This window comes from Roseibium sp. ROS1 (assembly GCF_054658215.1).
Genome location: NZ_BAAGIG010000003.1, coordinates 987,433 through 1,003,290, shown reverse-complemented (window position 1 = coordinate 1,003,290; position 15,858 = coordinate 987,433). Strand labels below are relative to the sequence as shown.

The window sequence follows — 15,858 nt, the reverse complement described above, 5'->3', positions numbered from 1 at the left end:
TTAGGCATTTGTTTCGTTTTTAAGGTTATTCTGAGATAAGCTCCAAGACTGCGGTGTCCTGATCGTTGGCCATTGGAGATTTCTCGACCTAACGAGATGAGATGCCGAAGACATTTTTTTCCCGAATTGGAGCCAGTCATATTCTGACACGGCCCAGCCTGGCCAGCGTTGCGGCGATCGGCATTGCCCTTGCCGTGACAATTGCTGCCGGAATATTCGCGGAAGTTCAGAACCGGTCCGTGCATCTGCAGAGTGCGCGCGCGAATGTCGCCGAGCAACTCGGCATTGTCCGTGCCCGGCTGGAAGGCAACATCAACAGCAACCTGCAGCTTGTCCGGGGGCTTGTTGCACTTATTGCGACACAGCCGGATATTGATCAGGACCAGTTCGGCCGGATTTCCAGTGGTCTCATCGGCAATCACTCGCAGCTTCGCAATGTCGCCGGCGCACCGGATCTTGTCGTCAGGCTGATGTATCCCATGACCGGCAACGAAAAGGCCATCGGGCTCGATTACCGGAAAAACGAGCAGCAGCGTGATGCGGCCCTTCGGGCGGTGAATTCGGGCGAGATGGTGCTCGCCGGTCCCGTCGATCTTTTGCAGGGGGGCAAGGGGTTCGTCGGACGCTTCCCTGTCTTTACCGAAAATGATGATGGCACAAGGCGCCTTTGGGGGCTGGTTGCTGCTGTCGTCGACGCCGACAGGCTTTATGCGGACAGCGGCTTGCTGGACGCCGCGCTTCCCGTGGAAATCGCGATCATGGGCCGCGATGCGACCATGGCGGACAAGTCGGTTTTCTTCGGGGACGAGAACATTCTGTCCCAGAACCCTGTGTTGTCCGAGGTGGTTCTGCCGACCGGGCGTTGGCGGATTGCGGCGATCCCGCGTGGTGGTTGGTCGGCAATGCCGGACAACGCCTGGAAAGTCCGCTTGCTGATGCTGGCCGGGGGACTGCTGGTCCTGTTGCCGATCTTCATCGCCGGACAGCTGTACGATCAGCGGCGCGGGCATATCCGCGAACTGAGGCGCCGCCAGGTGCAGATGGAAGGTCTGTCTCAGCGCCTGAAGCTGGCCCTCGATACCTCCAAGATAGGCATCTGGGAACTGAACCTGGATACCGGCGTGCTGACCTGGGATAGCCGGATGCGGGAGCTTTACGATATCCCGGAGTGGCGCGACACGTCGCAATACGATGTCTGGTCCGAGTGCCTGCACCCGGAGGATCTGAAGCGTGCCGAAAAGGAATATTGGGATGCGATCGACACCGGCGGAACTTATCATTCCGACTTCCGTGTGATCCTTCAGGACGGCTCCACCCGCTGGATCCGGGCCATCGGTGCTGTTCACACCAACACTCGCGGCCAACGTTACATTCTGGGCGTCAACTGGGACGTTTCCCGGGATTTCCAGCTCAAGACCCGTTTGCTCAACGCCAAGCAGAACGCCGAAGACCGGAACCGCGAACTGGAGGATGCCCGTGCGCTGATGGAGCACCATTCGCTGCATGACAGTCTGACCGGTCTCCCGAACCGCCGTTTCCTGGACCGGCAGCTATTGGACGAGCAGGCCCCGCACAAGCCGACGGCGCTGCTGCATATCGATCTCGATCGCTTCAAGCATATCAACGACACACTTGGCCACGCTGCCGGCGACTCGATGCTTACCCATGCCGCGTCGGTGCTGATGGAAAACGTCAGTTCCAGCGAGTTCGTCGCCCGCATCGGCGGTGACGAGTTCGTCATTGCCATCACCGAGCCGACCGACGAGAAAAGCCTGGCCGCCCTTGCTGAAAAGATCATCGAGCAGATGCGTCAGCCGGTGACTTTCGAAAATCATCAGTGCCGCTTCGGCGTGTCCATCGGCATTGCCATGGCCGACACGACCTTGAGCGACTACGGCCGGCACCTGCTGGTCGATGCCGACATCGCCCTCTACCGGGCCAAGAGCAACGGCCGCAACCGGTTCGAATTCTTCTCCGATACGCTGAAGTCGGAAATCGTCCGCAACAAGCAGGTTGCCGACGACATCCTGTGTGCATTGGAGCGTCAGGAATTCCTGCCGTACTTCCAGCCGCAGTTCGATGCGAGAACGCTGGCGATCACCGGTGTCGAGGCACTGGCGCGCTGGAACCATCCCACCGAAGGCATCCTCACACCGGACGTGTTCCTGAAAACGGCCGACGAGCTTAATGTGGTGCCGCTGATCGACCGGATTATTCTGGAACAGACCCTGTGGCAGTCCGCGCGCTGGAAGGCAGCCGGAATCCATATTCCGAAAATGTCGGTCAACGTGTCGGCTGGCAGGCTCAACGACGCCAACCTGATGCAGAGCCTCGACGGTCTTGCCTTCGAACCCGGGTCACTGTCCTTCGAACTTCTGGAATCCATCTTCCTGGACGACAAGAACGATCTTATCGCCGCCAATTTCGAACACCTGCGGGACATGGGCATCGACATCGAGATCGATGATTTCGGCACGGGCTATGCCTCCATCGTCAGCCTCATTCACCTGCGTCCGAAACGGCTGAAGATCGATCGTCAGCTGGTCATCCCGATCACCCATTCGGAAGGCCAGCGCCGCCTGGTGGCATCGATCATCGAAATCGGGCAGTCGCTCGGCATCAAGGTTGTCGCCGAAGGCGTGGAAACCATGGAACATGCCAGGATCCTGCGCGACCTTGGCTGCGATGCCCTGCAGGGTTATGCCTTTGCACCGGCGATGCCCTCGGACAGGCTGATCGAATTCGTTCGCGAGGAGCGCTGGCGCGAGGCGTCCTGAGACGCCCCGTCAGGTTTATTCACATCCGTTCAAGTCACCACTCGGCGAGACTTCCGTCTTCATGACGCCAAATGGGATTGCGCCAGCGGTGACCTTCCTTGGCGCGCTCGACGACATAATCCTCGTTCACCTCGATGCCGAGGCCTGGTCCCTGCGGGATGGCAGCAAAGCCGTCCGCATAGGCGAAGACATCGGCGTTGGTGATGTAGTCCAGCAGATCGTTGGACTTGTTGTAATGGATGCCGAGGCTCTGTTCCTGAATGAAAGCATTGTAGGACACCGCATCGACCTGGAGGCAGGCGGCAAGGGCGATGGGGCCAAGCGGGCAATGAGGCGCGAGCGCAACATCGTAAGCCTCGGCCATCGCAGCGATCTTCCGGCATTCCGTGATCCCGCCCGCGTGTGACAGATCCGGCTGTATGATGTCCACATAGCCGTCGGACAAAACCGACTTGAAGTCCCAGCGGGAATAAAGCCTTTCGCCAAGGGCAATCGGCGTCGAGGTGTGATTGACGATATCGCGCAGGGCTTCCTTGTTTTCGGAAAGCACCGGTTCTTCAATGAACATCAGCTTGTAGGGATCAAGTTCCCGCGCCAGGACCTTGGCCATGGGCTTGTGCACCCGCCCGTGGAAGTCTACTGCGATGCCGATGTCCGGACCAACGGCTTCGCGCACGCTCGCGATCGCCTCCACAGCCTTGTCCAGCCGTGAGTTGCTGTCGACGATCTGGAGCTCGGCGCAGCCGTTCATTTTCAGCGCCTTGAAGCCGCGCTCGACCACCTGCCTGGCGTTGTCCGCCAGCTCCGAAGGCCTGTCGCCACCGATCCAGGAATAGACCTTGATCCTGTCCCGCACCTGGCCGCCAAGCAGCGAGTGAACCGGCTGGCCGAGAGCCTTCCCCTTGATGTCCCACAAGGCCTGGTCGATGCCCGCAAGGGCGCTCATGTGTATCGCGCCGCCCCGGTAAAATCCGCCTCGATAAAGCACCGTCCAATGGTCCTCGATCAAGAAGGGATCCTTGCCGATGAGATAGTCGGAAAGTTCATGGACAGCCGCTTCCGTGGTCAGGGCACGGCCTTCCACCACGGGTTCGCCCCAGCCGGTGACGCCTTCATCGGTTTCGATCTTCAGGAAAAGCCAGCGCGGCGGCACGATATAGGTCGTGAGTTTGGTGATCTTCATTCTTTAAGTTTCCGGCAAAGGCGGCGTCATCGGGCGGCAGGCGAAGGGGTGGTCAGCGATCGACACGCCCGGCAGCAGCCTGGGCCGCAGTCAGGTCATGCTCGGCCAGGTCAAGCATCCGGTTCGAGGCTTCCCGGGCTCGCGGCGCATCGCGCAGACGCAGGGCATCCACAAGTTCGCCATGCAGTTCGATGGCAAGGTCCCGGCTCTCCACCGCGGTGTTGGACGCATGCAGCGTATAATGCAGGGCCGTATGAATGGCACTGGAAAGACGCCGAAACACCTGATTGTGGCTGGCGGCCATAAGCACGCTATGGAAATCGACGTCGGCCTCGGTGAAGGCCTCAGGGTCGGAATTTGAGTCGCGCATCCGCAACCAGGCCGCTTCCAGCGCCGCAATTTCCTGCAAGGTGGCACGTTTGGCCGCAAATTCCGCTGCTGCCGGCTCAATCGTGCGCCGGGCTTCCAGGATGCATCCAAGCAGGTCGAACTCATGGATGAAGGGGCCGATCCAATCGAGCACTTCCCCATCCAGTATGTTCCAGTCCTCCCGGTCGGTCACCACGGTTCCCACGCGAGGCTTCACCCGCAGCATGCCTTTGGATTCCAGAACCTTGATGGATTCGCGAATGACCGTGCGGCTGACGCCATAGATTTCGCACAGGTCGTTTTCTCGCGGGAGCTGAGCGCCGACCGGATATTTTTCAGAGCAGATGTCTTCCGCCAGAGCAGCCGTCACATTCTTTCGCACGCGAGGGCGCTTGCCACTGTTCTGATCAGCGGTCGCTGTCTCCTCCCTCAACGTTTCCAATGGCCTGCTCCCTGTTTGTGGCGGAATGAGATCCCGCATTTTTAGCGGATTTTTTGCTCTGCGCGAACTGCGCGTTTCACCGTCCGTCTTCGAATGTCGGGCAACCTTATCTGATACATCATACAAAGGCAATTGACTGGTATGATGATTCACAGTAGGTCTGTTGAAGCGCCCCGGGAGGCTGGGCGCCTCGAAATGAATTGGGAGGTTCTGCAATGCGTGTGTTGAAGAAAGCCGTTCTGACCGGAGTGATGGCCCTTGCCCTCGTCGGTTCTGCCCATGCCGCTGACGTGAAAATCGGTTTCGTCGTCAAGCAGCCGGAGGAGCCCTGGTTCCAGGACGAGTGGAAGTTCGCCCAGAAGGCTGCCGAGGAAAAAGGGTTCACCCTTGTTGAAATCGGTGCACCGGATGGAGAGAAGGTTCAGGCAGCAATCGATAACCTGGGTGCGCAAGGCGCGCAGGGCTTCATCATCTGCGTGCCGGATGTGAAGCTCGGACCGGGAATCGTGGCCAAGGCAGCCGCCAACGACCTGAAGCTGATGACTGTGGATGACCGACTTGTCGGCGCTGATGGCGGACCCATCGAAAGCGTGCCGCACATGGGCATTTCCGCGATAAAGATCGGCGAGACCGTCGGCCAGTCCATTGCGGCCGAGATCGAGGCGCGCGGCTGGAACATGTCCGAAGTGGGCGCGATCCGCGTTTCCTACGACCAGCTTCCGACGGCCGTCGATCGGGTCGAAGGCGCTATCGCAGCTCTGACGGCTGCCGGCTTCCCCGCGGAAAACATCTATGACGCGCCCCAGGCCAAGACCGATACCGAAGCGGCCCTGAACGCTGCCACCACCGTGCTCAACCAGCACGCGGACGTGAAGAAGTGGATTGCCTTCGGTCTGAACGACGAAGCCGTTCTCGGCGCCGTCCGGGCCACGGAATCGGTCGGCATTCCGGCTGAGAACGTCATTGGCGTTGGCATCGGCGGTGCTGAATCGGCCATCAACGAGTTCAAGAAACCGAGCGCGACCGGTTTCTACGGTACGGTCATTATCTCGCCGAAGCGCCACGGTTATGAAACCGCACTCAACATGTACGAGTGGATTGCCAACAACAAGGCACCGGAGCCGCTCATCCTGACGTCCGGCTCGCTGGCCCTGCGCGACACTTATGTGGACGTGCGCAAGGACCTGGGCATCGAGTGATCCGTCCCGACTGACACCTGATCCGGCGACCGGTCTTGCGGTCGCCGGGGAACTGTTGCGCGAGCGTCATGTCTTATCTGTCAGTACAAAACATATCCAAGAGCTACCCGGGCGTTCAGGCCCTGTCGGACATCTCCTTCTCGGTGGAGAAGGGAGCCGTACATGGGTTGATGGGCGAGAACGGTGCCGGCAAGTCCACCCTGATCCGGGTGCTTTCCGGCGACCAGTCCGCGGACAGCGGATCCATCTCCATCGACGGGATCGAGCAGAACTACGGGTCTGTGCGCGATGCCTTCGAGGCCGGAGTGATCGTGATCCACCAGGAACTTCAGCTGGTGCCGGAGCTGACGGTGGCGGAAAATCTCTGGCTGGGCCGGTTTCCCAACCGGGGTGGCGTCCTCGAAGGCCGGCGATTGGTCGAGACCGTGCGCAACCGGCTTGAGGAGATCGGCGTCGATGTCGATCCCAATGCCAAGGTCGCTTCGCTGTCCATCGGTGCGCGCCAGATGGTGGAAATCGCCAAGGCCGTGATGATGGAGGCCCGGGTCATCGCACTGGACGAGCCGACGTCATCCCTGTCCTCCAGGGAAAGCGAGATCCTGTTCAAGCTGATCGCCCGGTTGAAGGCCAAGGGCACGGTGATCCTCTATGTGTCTCACCGGCTGGAGGAAATCTTCCACCTCTGCGACAGCCTGACGGTTTTGCGGGATGGCCGTCTTGCAGCCCATCACCCCGACATTGCCAATGTGACCCGCGACCAGATCATCGCCGAGATGGTCGGGCGTGAAATCGGCAACATCTGGGGCTGGCGTGAGCGGTCGTTCGGGCCGGTGCGGCTGGAAGTGTCCGGCATATGCGGCGAAAAGCTTCCCGGACCGGCCGAATTCTCGGTTCGGCAGGGCGAAATCCTGGGCTTCTTCGGCCTGATTGGCGCCGGACGCAGCGAGTTGATGCGCCTTGTCTATGGTGCGGACACGCGGCGCGGCGGCACGGTCTCCATCGACGGCAAGGAAGTGCCTGCGGACAATCCGCGCGGTGCCATCAATGCAGGGCTCGTGTTGTGTCCGGAAGACCGGAAACACGACGGCATTATCCAGGGGCGGTCGATCGAGGAAAACATAGCCATTTCCTCACGCAGGCACATGTCCTCCTTCGGCATTCTCCAGCTTGGCAAGGAAGCAGCTCTTGCGGATCGCTTCATCGCCCGGCTCAAGGTGCGCACGCCATCGCGGAAGCAGGACATCGTCAATCTCTCCGGCGGCAATCAGCAGAAGGTCATTCTGGGCCGCTGGCTGTCGGAACAGGGTGTGAAGGTGCTGATTGTCGACGAGCCGACACGCGGCATCGACGTCGGCGCCAAGTCGGAGATCTACGACATCCTCTACGAGCTTGCGGAAGGCGGTATGGCCATCGTGGTCGTTTCCAGCGAGCTGCCCGAAGTGATGGGTATTTCCGACCGCATCATCGTCATGTGCGAAGGCCGCATGGTCGGCCAATTCGCGCGGGAAACCTTTGAAGAGCGCAACATTCTGACCCTGGCCTTGCCGGACAGAAATGCTGCCCACACGGTGTGAACGGGGCCGTTTCAGATGAATTCTCTCAAGAAAATTTTGCTCGGAGACCAGGGCCTGGTCGTCATCTTCGCGGTGGCCTTCGCAATCGTTTCCCTGACCGTTCCCAACTTTCTCACCGAGCGCAACATCCTCGGCCTGCTGCAGTCGGTGGTGACAATCGGCATTGTCGCCTGCACGATGATGTTCTGCCTCGCTTCGCGCGATTTCGACCTTTCGGTCGGATCGACGGTCGCATTCACCGGCATGATCGCCGTCATTGCTTCCAACATGACCGGTTCCATCGTTATGGGGCTCATCATAGCTTTGCTTAGCGGTGCGTTGGTGGGTGCGGTCAATGGCTTCGTCATCGCCTGTTTCCGCATCAATGCGCTGATCACGACCCTGGCCACCATGCAGATCGTCCGGGGACTGGCGCTGATTGTGTCCGACGGCCGGGCCGTCGGCATCAACGACCCCGGGTTCTACCAGCTCGCCCTGTCCCGCTTCCTCGGCATCCCCACGCCGATCTGGGTCATGGGTGCGCTTTTCATCGCTTTCGGTTTTCTGCTGAACCGCACGGTCTTCGGCAAGAACACGCTGGCGATTGGCGGCAATCCGGAAGCGGCCCGTCTTGCCGGGGTGAATGTGGTGTCCATGCGGATCTGGATCTTTGCCTTGCAGGGCCTGATCTGCGCTGTTGCAGGCATCATGCTTGCCTCCCGCATCACATCCGGCCAACCGAATGCAGCCACCGGCCTTGAACTCTCGGTGATTTCCGCCTGTGTCCTCGGCGGAGTCTCCCTGGCCGGTGGCCGCGCCGCCATGACGGGTGTCATTGTCGGCGTCATGATCATGGGCATTGCCGAAAATGTCATGAACCTCCTGAACATTCAGGCCTTCTACCAGTATGTCGTGCGTGGCCTGATCCTGCTCATCGCGGTTCTTCTCGACAACCTGCGCTCCACAGCAAGCCGCTGATGTCCGTGGAGGCCGGGCAGGACTGGACGCTCGCGCAAGGGGATCTGGTGGTCACCGCCAGCCCTGAGGGAGGTTCAATTGTCCAGGCCGCGTGGCGAGGCACGCCGATCCTGCAAGCTGCCGGTGGACCGAAGGGGAAGGCAGCCTGTTTTCCCCTGGTGCCCTTCGGAAATCGGATCGCCGGCAATCGCTTCACCTTCCGGAGGGAGAGTTTCACACTTCAGCCCAACACTGACGAACCGCTTGTTCTGCATGGCGACGGCTGGCTGGATACCTGGAACCTGACGGAAAAGACCGGCAATTCGCTTGAGCTGGACCTGGTCAGGGAGCACCTCTCCCATAGTCCCTACGCCTTCAAGGCGCACCAGAAGGTTCATCTGGATGAAGGCTGCCTGTCCTTGAGCCTTCGCGTGACGAACCTTGGCAAAAAGGCCTTGCCGTTCGGCATCGGGTTTCATCCGTTTTTCCGCCGAACGCCCGACATGACCCTGCAGACGAAGGTGCAAAACATGTGGCGGGAAGGCGAGGGACATCTTCCGGACGGTCTGCAGCACATTCCTTCCGAACTCGATTTTTCGATGCCGCGTATCGTACCGCCGCGCTGGATCAACAATGCCTTCGGCGGTTTTTCCGGCAGGGCCCGGCTACACTGGCCGGATATTGAGCTCGCTCTTGATCTCAGCTGCGATCCGGTGTTCGACGTGATGATGATCTTTGCCCCGCAGGCACCTGCAGACTTTGTCTGTCTGGAACCCATGAGCCATCTGCCGAACGGTCACAATTTGCCGGATCTCGGTGGGTTGAGCGTTCTGGAGCCGGGGGAGGAACTGGCGGGAACGATAAAGATGACATTTCTGCATGTGTCGGAGACCGGGGAGAAAAACGATGGCTGATCGGCTTTCAGGAAAGCGTATCCTGATCACTGGCGCCGCACAGGGCATTGGTCTTGCCATCGTCCGAGCCTGTCTCGGCGAAGGCGCTGCCGTGGTTCTGATGGACCGGGACGCAGCACTTCTTGCCCGCAGTGTCGCGGATCTGGGCGGGGAAGGAGAGTATCTGACGGCTCTTGCCGGGGACATCACGAACACGGATGACGTTGCCGCTGTGGTCGCTCGCGCGCAGGAGACCATCGGTCCGTTGAACGCGCTCATCAACAATGCCGGGATAAATGTCTTCGACGAGCCTTTGTCCCTGAGCGACGAAGACTGGAACCGCTGCTTCGACGTCAACCTGAAGGGGGCGTGGAACTGCGCCCGTGCCGTGTTGCCGGGTCTGCTTGAACAGGGTGGCGGGGTCATTCTCAATATCGCCTCCACGCATGCTTTCACCATCATCCCGCACACCTTTCCCTACCCGCTGGCCAAACACGCCCTGCTGGGGCTTACCAAGTCCCTTGCGCTGGAATATGCCGCACAGAATGTCCGGGTGAATGCCCTGGCGCCGGGCTATGTCCAAACCCAGAAGGTGGTCGATTACTGGAACAGTTTTCCCGATCCCGAGGCGGCCCGGCAGGAGACCTTGCGACTGCATCCGGGCGGGCGTATCGCCACGCCGGAAGAAATCGCCAGGGCGGCTGTCTTCATGATTTCCGACGAATGCCCCTTCATGAACGCCGCCTGCCTGACTGTCGATGGCGGCCTCAGCGTCCAGCAGCACCCAGCCTGACGCGGGTATTTTTTCAATAAATCGGGCTTGACCCTGACACTAACGTCAACCGGCTAACACCGGCTTGGCGCGCAATGCGCAGGTGTTAATTCAGGAAAGCAAGCCAAGATGAATGAACGGACAAACTGGCAGGGCAAGGTTGCCATCGTAACAGGCGGAAGCTCCGGAATTGGAGAGGCCACCGCGCTGGCATTGACCGGGCAGGGGGCGAATGTTGTCATCACCGGACGTGATGCGTCAAAGCTTGCCGGTGTTGCCGGCAAGAGCGAGGCAATCGAGGCCGTGCAAGCCGACAGTGCCGACCCGGCAGGCAGCCGGCGCGCTGTCGAGGCAGCACTGGGGCGATGGGGCCGCCTGGATCTTGTCGTCAACAATGCGGGCGCGGGCAAACCGCTGCCCATCGAGTCCTATGATGCCGAAACGCTTTCGGAAATCTGTGCGGTGAATATCGTTGCGCCATCCCTTCTGTTGAAGGAGGCCCAGTCGGCCTTGCGGGACAGCAAGGGGGCTGTCGTCAACATCGGTACGGCTGTTTCCCAGAATGCGGCGCCGGGCCTGGCGCACTATGCGGCCACAAAGGCGGCGCTTGAGCATCTGACGCGGTCCTGGGCCATCGAGCTTGCAGGCGACGGAGTACGGGTGAACGCCGTCTCTCCCGGTCCCGTCAAGAGCGGCGCTCTCACGGGCATGATGGGCCTGCCGCCGGAAGTCGCGCAAACCATCGAGGAAACAGAAGCAGCTCAGGTTCCGATGGGACGGCGCGGACTGACCTCCGATCTTGTGCCGTGGATCTTGCAGCTCGGCAGTTCCGCCAACGAGTGGCTCACCGCACAGGTGATCACGATTGACGGTGGCTGGTCGCTTCGGAGCTAGGCAGGCTGAGCATTTGCGACCAAGGGCAAATATGGGCATCCTCCCCTTGATGGGGAGGGGGCCCCTCGCCACTTGAAGGCCTGAAGCGAGCACTTCCGGGAAAACAGGGCTTGACCCTGACACTAGTGTCAAGGTGCTAGGGTCCACACCCTAGTCCGGTGTTGAAAGGGGGCGACATGCAGATCAAGGAAGCAGCCGAACGGCTTGGCATTACGGAACGGATGCTGCGCCACTATGAAAAGTCGGGCCTGATGGAAGCTCGCCGTTCGGAAAACGGCTATCGCAGCTATAGTGCCGCAGACTTGCGCCGCGCCGCCCGGATCCGCGATTTCATTGCCACGGGTTTTTCGACGCGCGAAGTTCGTGCGATGGCCGCCTGTCTGTCGGACGAAGGATCCGGGCCTTGCGAAGGCGGTATTCCGCAGCTTCTGAGAAAGCTTGAGCACATCGACCGGCTCAGCGCCGATCTTGAAGCGAAACGCGAAGCCATTCTCGGCCGCTTGGCCGTGCTGGAAGAAGCTCTCTCGGTGAGTGCGGATGAGAAAGATGGCGCCGGATCTGGGATGAATGCCCCTGTTCCAGGCCGGGGTTCTGGCACGCCCGGCAGGGGCCTTGCCGACCTGGCGCCTCACGCAAGCGGGCGCTGACGGGCGGTCTTGCTGAGTTTTTGACACGCGCCGCATCCCCTGGCGAACTTCGCCATTGACATCAATCGATTTTCGTCACAGATTTCTGTCATGACAGAAATTACCGACAAAGCCGATCCTTCGGCAAAAGAGAAGTTCATCCTCTATTGGGGGGACATGGGCAGCCAGTGGAGCGTCAACCGTTCGGTAGCGCAGATCCATGCATTGCTGTTCCTGAGCCCGGTGCCGATGAATGCGGAGCAGATTTCCGAGGAACTGGGCATTGCCCGGTCCAATGTCTCCAACTCCCTGAAGGAACTTGTCGGATGGCGGCTGATCCAGAGAGTGCCTGTCGCGGGGGATCGCCGGGAGCATTTCGTGGCCGAGACCGACGTCTGGGAAATGGCGCTGCTGATTGCGAAGGGCCGCAAGGAACGGGAGATCGATCCGGCGATCCGCGCCATCGATGTCTGTGTGCGCCAGGCGGAAAAGGAAAAGACGCTTGATCCCGTTGCTCTGGAGCGGATGCAGGAGATGCATCAGTTTCTGACCACTGCCGATCGCTGGTCGGAGCAGATGCTGAGCGTGCCGAAGTCGAAACTCGCCAGCTTGATGAAGATGGGCGACAAGGTTCTCTCGCTGCTCAAGATCGGCGGCAAGAAGGGCTGACAGCTGGGGCGAGTCAGGTTTTCGCCTTACCAGGCAGCTCCCATGGAAGTGCCGGACAGCGAGACAAGAGCGGGTGAGAGGCCAGTAGGCTTGCCACCTGATTTCAGGCTCAAAATTTTTTGCCAAGTAATTTCTCTTTATACAGAAATAACCGACATAACAGGAGGGATTGGAAATGCGAAACGCAAGCGCCACTCTGGAGCGGCCCGAAGCTGGCGACCGCCGTTTTCGCGATCTTCTGGGAGAAGCCGCCTGGCATGGCCTGCCAGCGGCCGTCCGCCGCCGGTTCGGCAAACGCCTGAGCGGCGGGGCAAGTGTCGTCTATCAAGGCCTGGTCGTGACCATGCGGATGAACCTTGCCGGAAGCATTCTGGCGCAGCTCGCGCGGCTTGTCGGCGGTCCACTCCCCTTTGACAGATCCTCTTTCAACCAGCCTGCCGTCGTCACCGTCACAGAAGATATCGCGAGCGATGGCCAGTTCTGGATCCGCCAATACGGGCGTAGCTCTGGCTTTCCGCAGGTGATCCACAGTTCCAAGCGGTTCGAAGGCCCAACCGGCATTGAGGAATATATCGGTGCGGGGATTGGCATGGCACTGCGGGTGAATGCGCTGACTGACGGTCTCAGTTTCGAAAGCGACCACTATTTTCTGCAGGCCGGACAGTGGCGGTTGCGGCTGCCCGCCTGGCTCCGGCCCGGAGCTTTGACGATCACACACCGGGATCTCGGCAAGGACCGTTTCCTGTTCACCCTTTCCCTCAAGAGCCGCGTCTTCGGTGAACTGGTTCACCAGGATGCACTCTTTCATGACATGGAGACTTGATCATGGATAATCCCGTTCTCTGGACGTTGATCTCCATCCAGATATTCATGGGCGCATTCGATACGCTCGTGCACCATGAAGGCAGCGAGCGCCTGGCTTGGCGTCCGTCGCAGAAAACCGAACTGCGGCTGCACGGTGTGCGCAATTTCTTCTACGCGGTGATCTTCCTCTGCTTCGGCTGGCTGGAACCGCATGGGGTCTTCACCATGCTGTTGACGGCAATCCTTGTCGCCGAGGTGCTGATCACGCTTTGGGATTTTGTCGAGGAAGACATGACCCGAAAGCTGCCATGGACCGAGAGGATCAACCACACGCTGCTGGCCTTGAACTATGGTGCGATCCTGGTCCTGGCCGCACCGGTTCTGTGGCAATGGTCGTTTCTCCCCAGCGCGCTGGTGCCCGTCAGCTACGGCTGGTGGAGTGTGCTGTCCACGGTTTCGGCACTTGGTGTCGGGCTCTTCAGCGCGCGGGATCTGCTTGCGGCCGCGCGCAGCGACAGGCTTGGTGGTCCAGATCCGGCGGGACTGGTTGCAGCCCTGCCACCGCGCCGGCATATCCTTGTGACGGGCGGTACCGGGTTCATAGGTCGGCGACTGGTGGAAGCGCTGGTGAGAGGCGGTCATTTCGTCACGGTCCTCACGCGAGACCTGCGCAAGGCGGATGAGCTGGAACACCCTGTCCGTGTGATCACAAGTCTTGACCGGATCCACAATGCCGAGCGCTTCGATGCCATCGTCAACCTGGCAGGAGACCCGATCGCGAGTGGCTTGTGGACGAGCCGCAAACGCGACCGGATCATCGGCTCCCGTGTTGAAATGACCGAAGCATTGCGGGCGCTGATCGAGCGCCTCGACACGAAACCAGCCTGCCTGATCAACGGGTCTGCCATCGGCTGGTACGGTCTGCGCGGTGATGAAACCCTGACCGAAGACGCAAACTTCGAACCTGCCTTCGTCCACGAAGTTTGCGAGCGCTGGGAACAGGCGGCCCAAAAGCTGGAGCGGGACGGAGTGCGTGTCGTGCTCTTGCGGATCGGTCTGGTCCTCGGTGTCGAAGGCGGCATTCTGGCAAAGCTGCTGACGCCGTTTGAATTCGGTGGTGGCGGGGCGATGGGCTCTGGCCGCCAGTGGATGTCCTGGATCGAACGGGACGATCTCATCCGCATCATTGCCCGCGCGGTGGCAGATGAAACCCTGTCCGGCCCCATCAACGCCACGGCACCCGTGCCGGTTCGAAATGCGGAATTCACGAGGGCTCTGGCCAAAGCGCTTCACCGCCCCGCATTCTTGCGCCTGCCTGCCTGGTTATTGTCGACGGCGCTCGGCGACATGGGCCGGGAGACGATGCTGGCTGGCCAGCGTGTGGTGCCGGCGAAACTGGTCGCCGCAGGTTTCAGGTTTCGCCACCCGGAACTTGCCCCGATGCTGCAGAAGATCACGGGTGCAAGGGCAGGCTTGGTTCGGACTGAGGAACAAGAAGCCCGGTCATTGGCATAGGCGGATGGGACGAGATCAAAAGATCATGATCTGCGATCAAAAAGGGGCAGCCGGCTGACACCGGCTGCCCCGACTCACGATCTCCTGTCCATCGTCATCCCGGCCAAGCGAAGCGCGAGCCGGGATCGGAGAGCCACAGGCAGTGCTGTATTGTCCTCTATTGGAAAACCTCGGCTCTCCGGTCCCGGATCTTCGCTGCGCTGCGTCCGGGATGACGAAGGAGAGGGCGAGGGAGAAGGTTGAGTGCGAACCTGCAGGCGAAGTGCAACCGAGAGGGAGGCGTTTCGCAAGCACACCCATTTGCCCCTCGTTCAAATACAATTCACGTCAGAAGCGGACGCAATTCCGACTGGACCTTCAAGAGGGCGGGCAGGAACTCCGTTGTTGCCGTTTCCGGCGTGGCGGACGTGCTGCCGTAGCCGACATTGAGCGCAGCAATCGTTTGGCCGTGGGAATTCAGCACCGGAACCGCGATGGAACACAGTCCTGGTTCGACCTCCTGATCGATCGTCGCGAACCCCTGGCTGCGGATACTGGCAAGTTCGGCCAGAATGGCGTCCACCCGGGTGAGGGTCTTTGGCGTCAGTGCTGTCAGGGTCATGGCTTCCAGCCTTGCCCGCGCCTCGCTCTCCGGCAGGGCGGCCAGCATGACGCGGCCCATGGAGGAGCAATGAGCCGGCAACCGCGAGCCCGGCATCAGCGCGATCGACATGACTTTCGTTCGGGCGGCCCGTGCCACATAGACGATCTCGTCACCGTCGAGGATCGACACCGACGAACTTTCCCCGATCTGTTCCGACAGGCGGTCGAGCAGGGGTTGCACAACACGTGGCAAGGGCATGGTGGCAAGGCAGGCAGTTCCCAGCCGCAACACCTGCGGCGTCAGGGTGAAATACTTGCCGTCCCAGTTTGCATACCCGAGATGGGCCAATGTCAGAAGGCACCGGCGGGAGGTTGCCCGGTCGAGACCGGACGCGTTCGAGACTTCGGAGATCGACTGGCGAGGACGGTCTGCGGTGAAGGTTTCGATAACCTGCAGGCCCTTGGCCAGGCCCCCCATGATGTCTCGCTCCGCAATCATTCGTCGGTCTCTTGCTGATATTGATTTGTGCGATATGTAAACAAATGAAGCATATCGCACAAATCAATTGGACGAAAGACACTTGCCGTCGCTATCTCCATGGACACGACAAGGGGCGAATTCT

General features: G+C 60.4%; 14 protein-coding genes. 11 read left to right on the top strand and 3 right to left on the bottom strand.

Translation table 11 applies throughout. From position 1 onward, the window contains the following. Nucleotides 1-101: 101 nt before the first annotated feature. Nucleotides 102-2,777 (top strand): bifunctional diguanylate cyclase/phosphodiesterase, encoded by a 2,676-nt coding sequence (locus ACYQ6M_RS20735; RefSeq protein ID WP_075283123.1) that lies wholly within the window; start codon nt 102-104, stop codon nt 2,775-2,777. A gap of 34 nt (nt 2,778-2,811) precedes the next feature. Here ACYQ6M_RS20735 and dgoD read toward each other — a convergent pair whose 3' ends face one another. Beyond that, the gene (gene dgoD, locus ACYQ6M_RS20730; RefSeq protein ID WP_022999778.1) at nt 2,812-3,960 is read right to left on the bottom strand and encodes a galactonate dehydratase; all 1,149 of its coding nucleotides are present in this window, start codon (nt 3,958-3,960) and stop codon (nt 2,812-2,814) included. A 52-nt stretch (nt 3,961-4,012) separates the two neighbouring features. Next, complete coding sequence (locus tag ACYQ6M_RS20725; protein ID WP_145903774.1) at nt 4,013-4,762, bottom strand: FadR/GntR family transcriptional regulator; 750 nt, start codon at nt 4,760-4,762, stop codon at nt 4,013-4,015. A gap of 224 nt (nt 4,763-4,986) precedes the next feature. Between ACYQ6M_RS20725 and ACYQ6M_RS20720 the strand changes: the two genes are divergently transcribed. The 10 genes from ACYQ6M_RS20720 to ACYQ6M_RS20675 all read left to right on the top strand — a co-directional run bounded on the left by ACYQ6M_RS20720 (nt 4,987) and on the right by ACYQ6M_RS20675 (nt 14,653). Beyond that, a complete protein-coding gene (locus tag ACYQ6M_RS20720) occupies nt 4,987-5,970 on the top strand; it encodes an arabinose ABC transporter substrate-binding protein (RefSeq protein ID WP_460075315.1) in 984 nt (327 codons plus the stop codon). A gap of 68 nt (nt 5,971-6,038) precedes the next feature. Beyond that, nucleotides 6,039-7,544: an L-arabinose ABC transporter ATP-binding protein AraG gene (gene araG / locus ACYQ6M_RS20715; protein ID WP_460075313.1), complete on the top strand. Its 1,506-nt coding sequence runs from the start codon at nt 6,039-6,041 to the stop codon at nt 7,542-7,544. Nucleotides 7,545-7,559: 15 nt separating this feature from the next. Further along, on the top strand, nt 7,560-8,501 hold the full coding sequence (araH, locus tag ACYQ6M_RS20710; RefSeq protein ID WP_022999782.1) for an L-arabinose ABC transporter permease AraH: 942 nt from the start codon (nt 7,560-7,562) through the stop codon (nt 8,499-8,501). Next, entirely contained in the window at nt 8,501-9,394 is an 894-nt protein-coding gene (locus ACYQ6M_RS20705) for an aldose 1-epimerase (RefSeq protein WP_460075311.1), read from the top strand. The genes araH and ACYQ6M_RS20705 overlap by 1 nt, the downstream gene beginning before the upstream one ends. Beyond that, complete coding sequence (locus tag ACYQ6M_RS20700; protein WP_460075309.1) at nt 9,387-10,166, top strand: SDR family oxidoreductase; 780 nt, start codon at nt 9,387-9,389, stop codon at nt 10,164-10,166. Before ACYQ6M_RS20705 ends, ACYQ6M_RS20700 begins: the two co-directional genes overlap by 8 nt. A 108-nt stretch (nt 10,167-10,274) precedes the next feature. Continuing rightward, nucleotides 10,275-11,039 (top strand): SDR family NAD(P)-dependent oxidoreductase, encoded by a 765-nt coding sequence (locus ACYQ6M_RS20695; RefSeq protein WP_460075307.1) that lies wholly within the window; start codon nt 10,275-10,277, stop codon nt 11,037-11,039. A gap of 176 nt (nt 11,040-11,215) precedes the next feature. Next, the gene (locus tag ACYQ6M_RS20690) at nt 11,216-11,686 is read left to right on the top strand and encodes a MerR family transcriptional regulator (RefSeq protein ID WP_460075305.1); all 471 of its coding nucleotides are present in this window, start codon (nt 11,216-11,218) and stop codon (nt 11,684-11,686) included. A 90-nt stretch (nt 11,687-11,776) separates the two neighbouring features. Then, on the top strand, nt 11,777-12,334 hold the full coding sequence (locus ACYQ6M_RS20685) for a GbsR/MarR family transcriptional regulator (protein ID WP_022999787.1): 558 nt from the start codon (nt 11,777-11,779) through the stop codon (nt 12,332-12,334). 175 nt (nt 12,335-12,509) lie between these two features. Beyond that, nucleotides 12,510-13,157, top strand: a complete 648-nt coding sequence (locus ACYQ6M_RS20680) for a DUF4166 domain-containing protein (protein ID WP_460075302.1) — start codon at nt 12,510-12,512, stop codon at nt 13,155-13,157. 2 nt (nt 13,158-13,159) lie between these two features. Next, a complete protein-coding gene (locus tag ACYQ6M_RS20675) occupies nt 13,160-14,653 on the top strand; it encodes a TIGR01777 family oxidoreductase (protein WP_460075301.1) in 1,494 nt (497 codons plus the stop codon). 322 nt (nt 14,654-14,975) lie between these two features. Here ACYQ6M_RS20675 and ACYQ6M_RS20670 read toward each other — a convergent pair whose 3' ends face one another. Further along, complete coding sequence (locus ACYQ6M_RS20670) at nt 14,976-15,734, bottom strand: IclR family transcriptional regulator domain-containing protein (RefSeq protein WP_460075299.1); 759 nt, start codon at nt 15,732-15,734, stop codon at nt 14,976-14,978. Nucleotides 15,735-15,858: the final 124 nt, after the last annotated feature.

Coding starts and splice junctions, on each gene's coding strand:
- ACYQ6M_RS20735 (WP_075283123.1), top strand. CDS start 102: ATGCCGAAGACATTTTTTTCCCGAATTGGAGCCAGTCATATTCTGACA.
- dgoD (WP_022999778.1), bottom strand. CDS start 3,960: ATGAAGATCACCAAACTCACGACCTATATCGTGCCGCCGCGCTGGCTT.
- ACYQ6M_RS20720 (WP_460075315.1), top strand. CDS start 4,987: ATGCGTGTGTTGAAGAAAGCCGTTCTGACCGGAGTGATGGCCCTTGCC.
- araG (WP_460075313.1), top strand. CDS start 6,039: ATGTCTTATCTGTCAGTACAAAACATATCCAAGAGCTACCCGGGCGTT.
- araH (WP_022999782.1), top strand. CDS start 7,560: ATGAATTCTCTCAAGAAAATTTTGCTCGGAGACCAGGGCCTGGTCGTC.
- ACYQ6M_RS20705 (WP_460075311.1), top strand. CDS start 8,501: ATGTCCGTGGAGGCCGGGCAGGACTGGACGCTCGCGCAAGGGGATCTG.
- ACYQ6M_RS20700 (WP_460075309.1), top strand. CDS start 9,387: ATGGCTGATCGGCTTTCAGGAAAGCGTATCCTGATCACTGGCGCCGCA.
- ACYQ6M_RS20695 (WP_460075307.1), top strand. CDS start 10,275: ATGAATGAACGGACAAACTGGCAGGGCAAGGTTGCCATCGTAACAGGC.
- ACYQ6M_RS20690 (WP_460075305.1), top strand. CDS start 11,216: ATGCAGATCAAGGAAGCAGCCGAACGGCTTGGCATTACGGAACGGATG.
- ACYQ6M_RS20685 (WP_022999787.1), top strand. CDS start 11,777: ATGACAGAAATTACCGACAAAGCCGATCCTTCGGCAAAAGAGAAGTTC.
- ACYQ6M_RS20680 (WP_460075302.1), top strand. CDS start 12,510: ATGCGAAACGCAAGCGCCACTCTGGAGCGGCCCGAAGCTGGCGACCGC.
- ACYQ6M_RS20675 (WP_460075301.1), top strand. CDS start 13,160: ATGGATAATCCCGTTCTCTGGACGTTGATCTCCATCCAGATATTCATG.
- ACYQ6M_RS20670 (WP_460075299.1), bottom strand. CDS start 15,734: ATGATTGCGGAGCGAGACATCATGGGGGGCCTGGCCAAGGGCCTGCAG.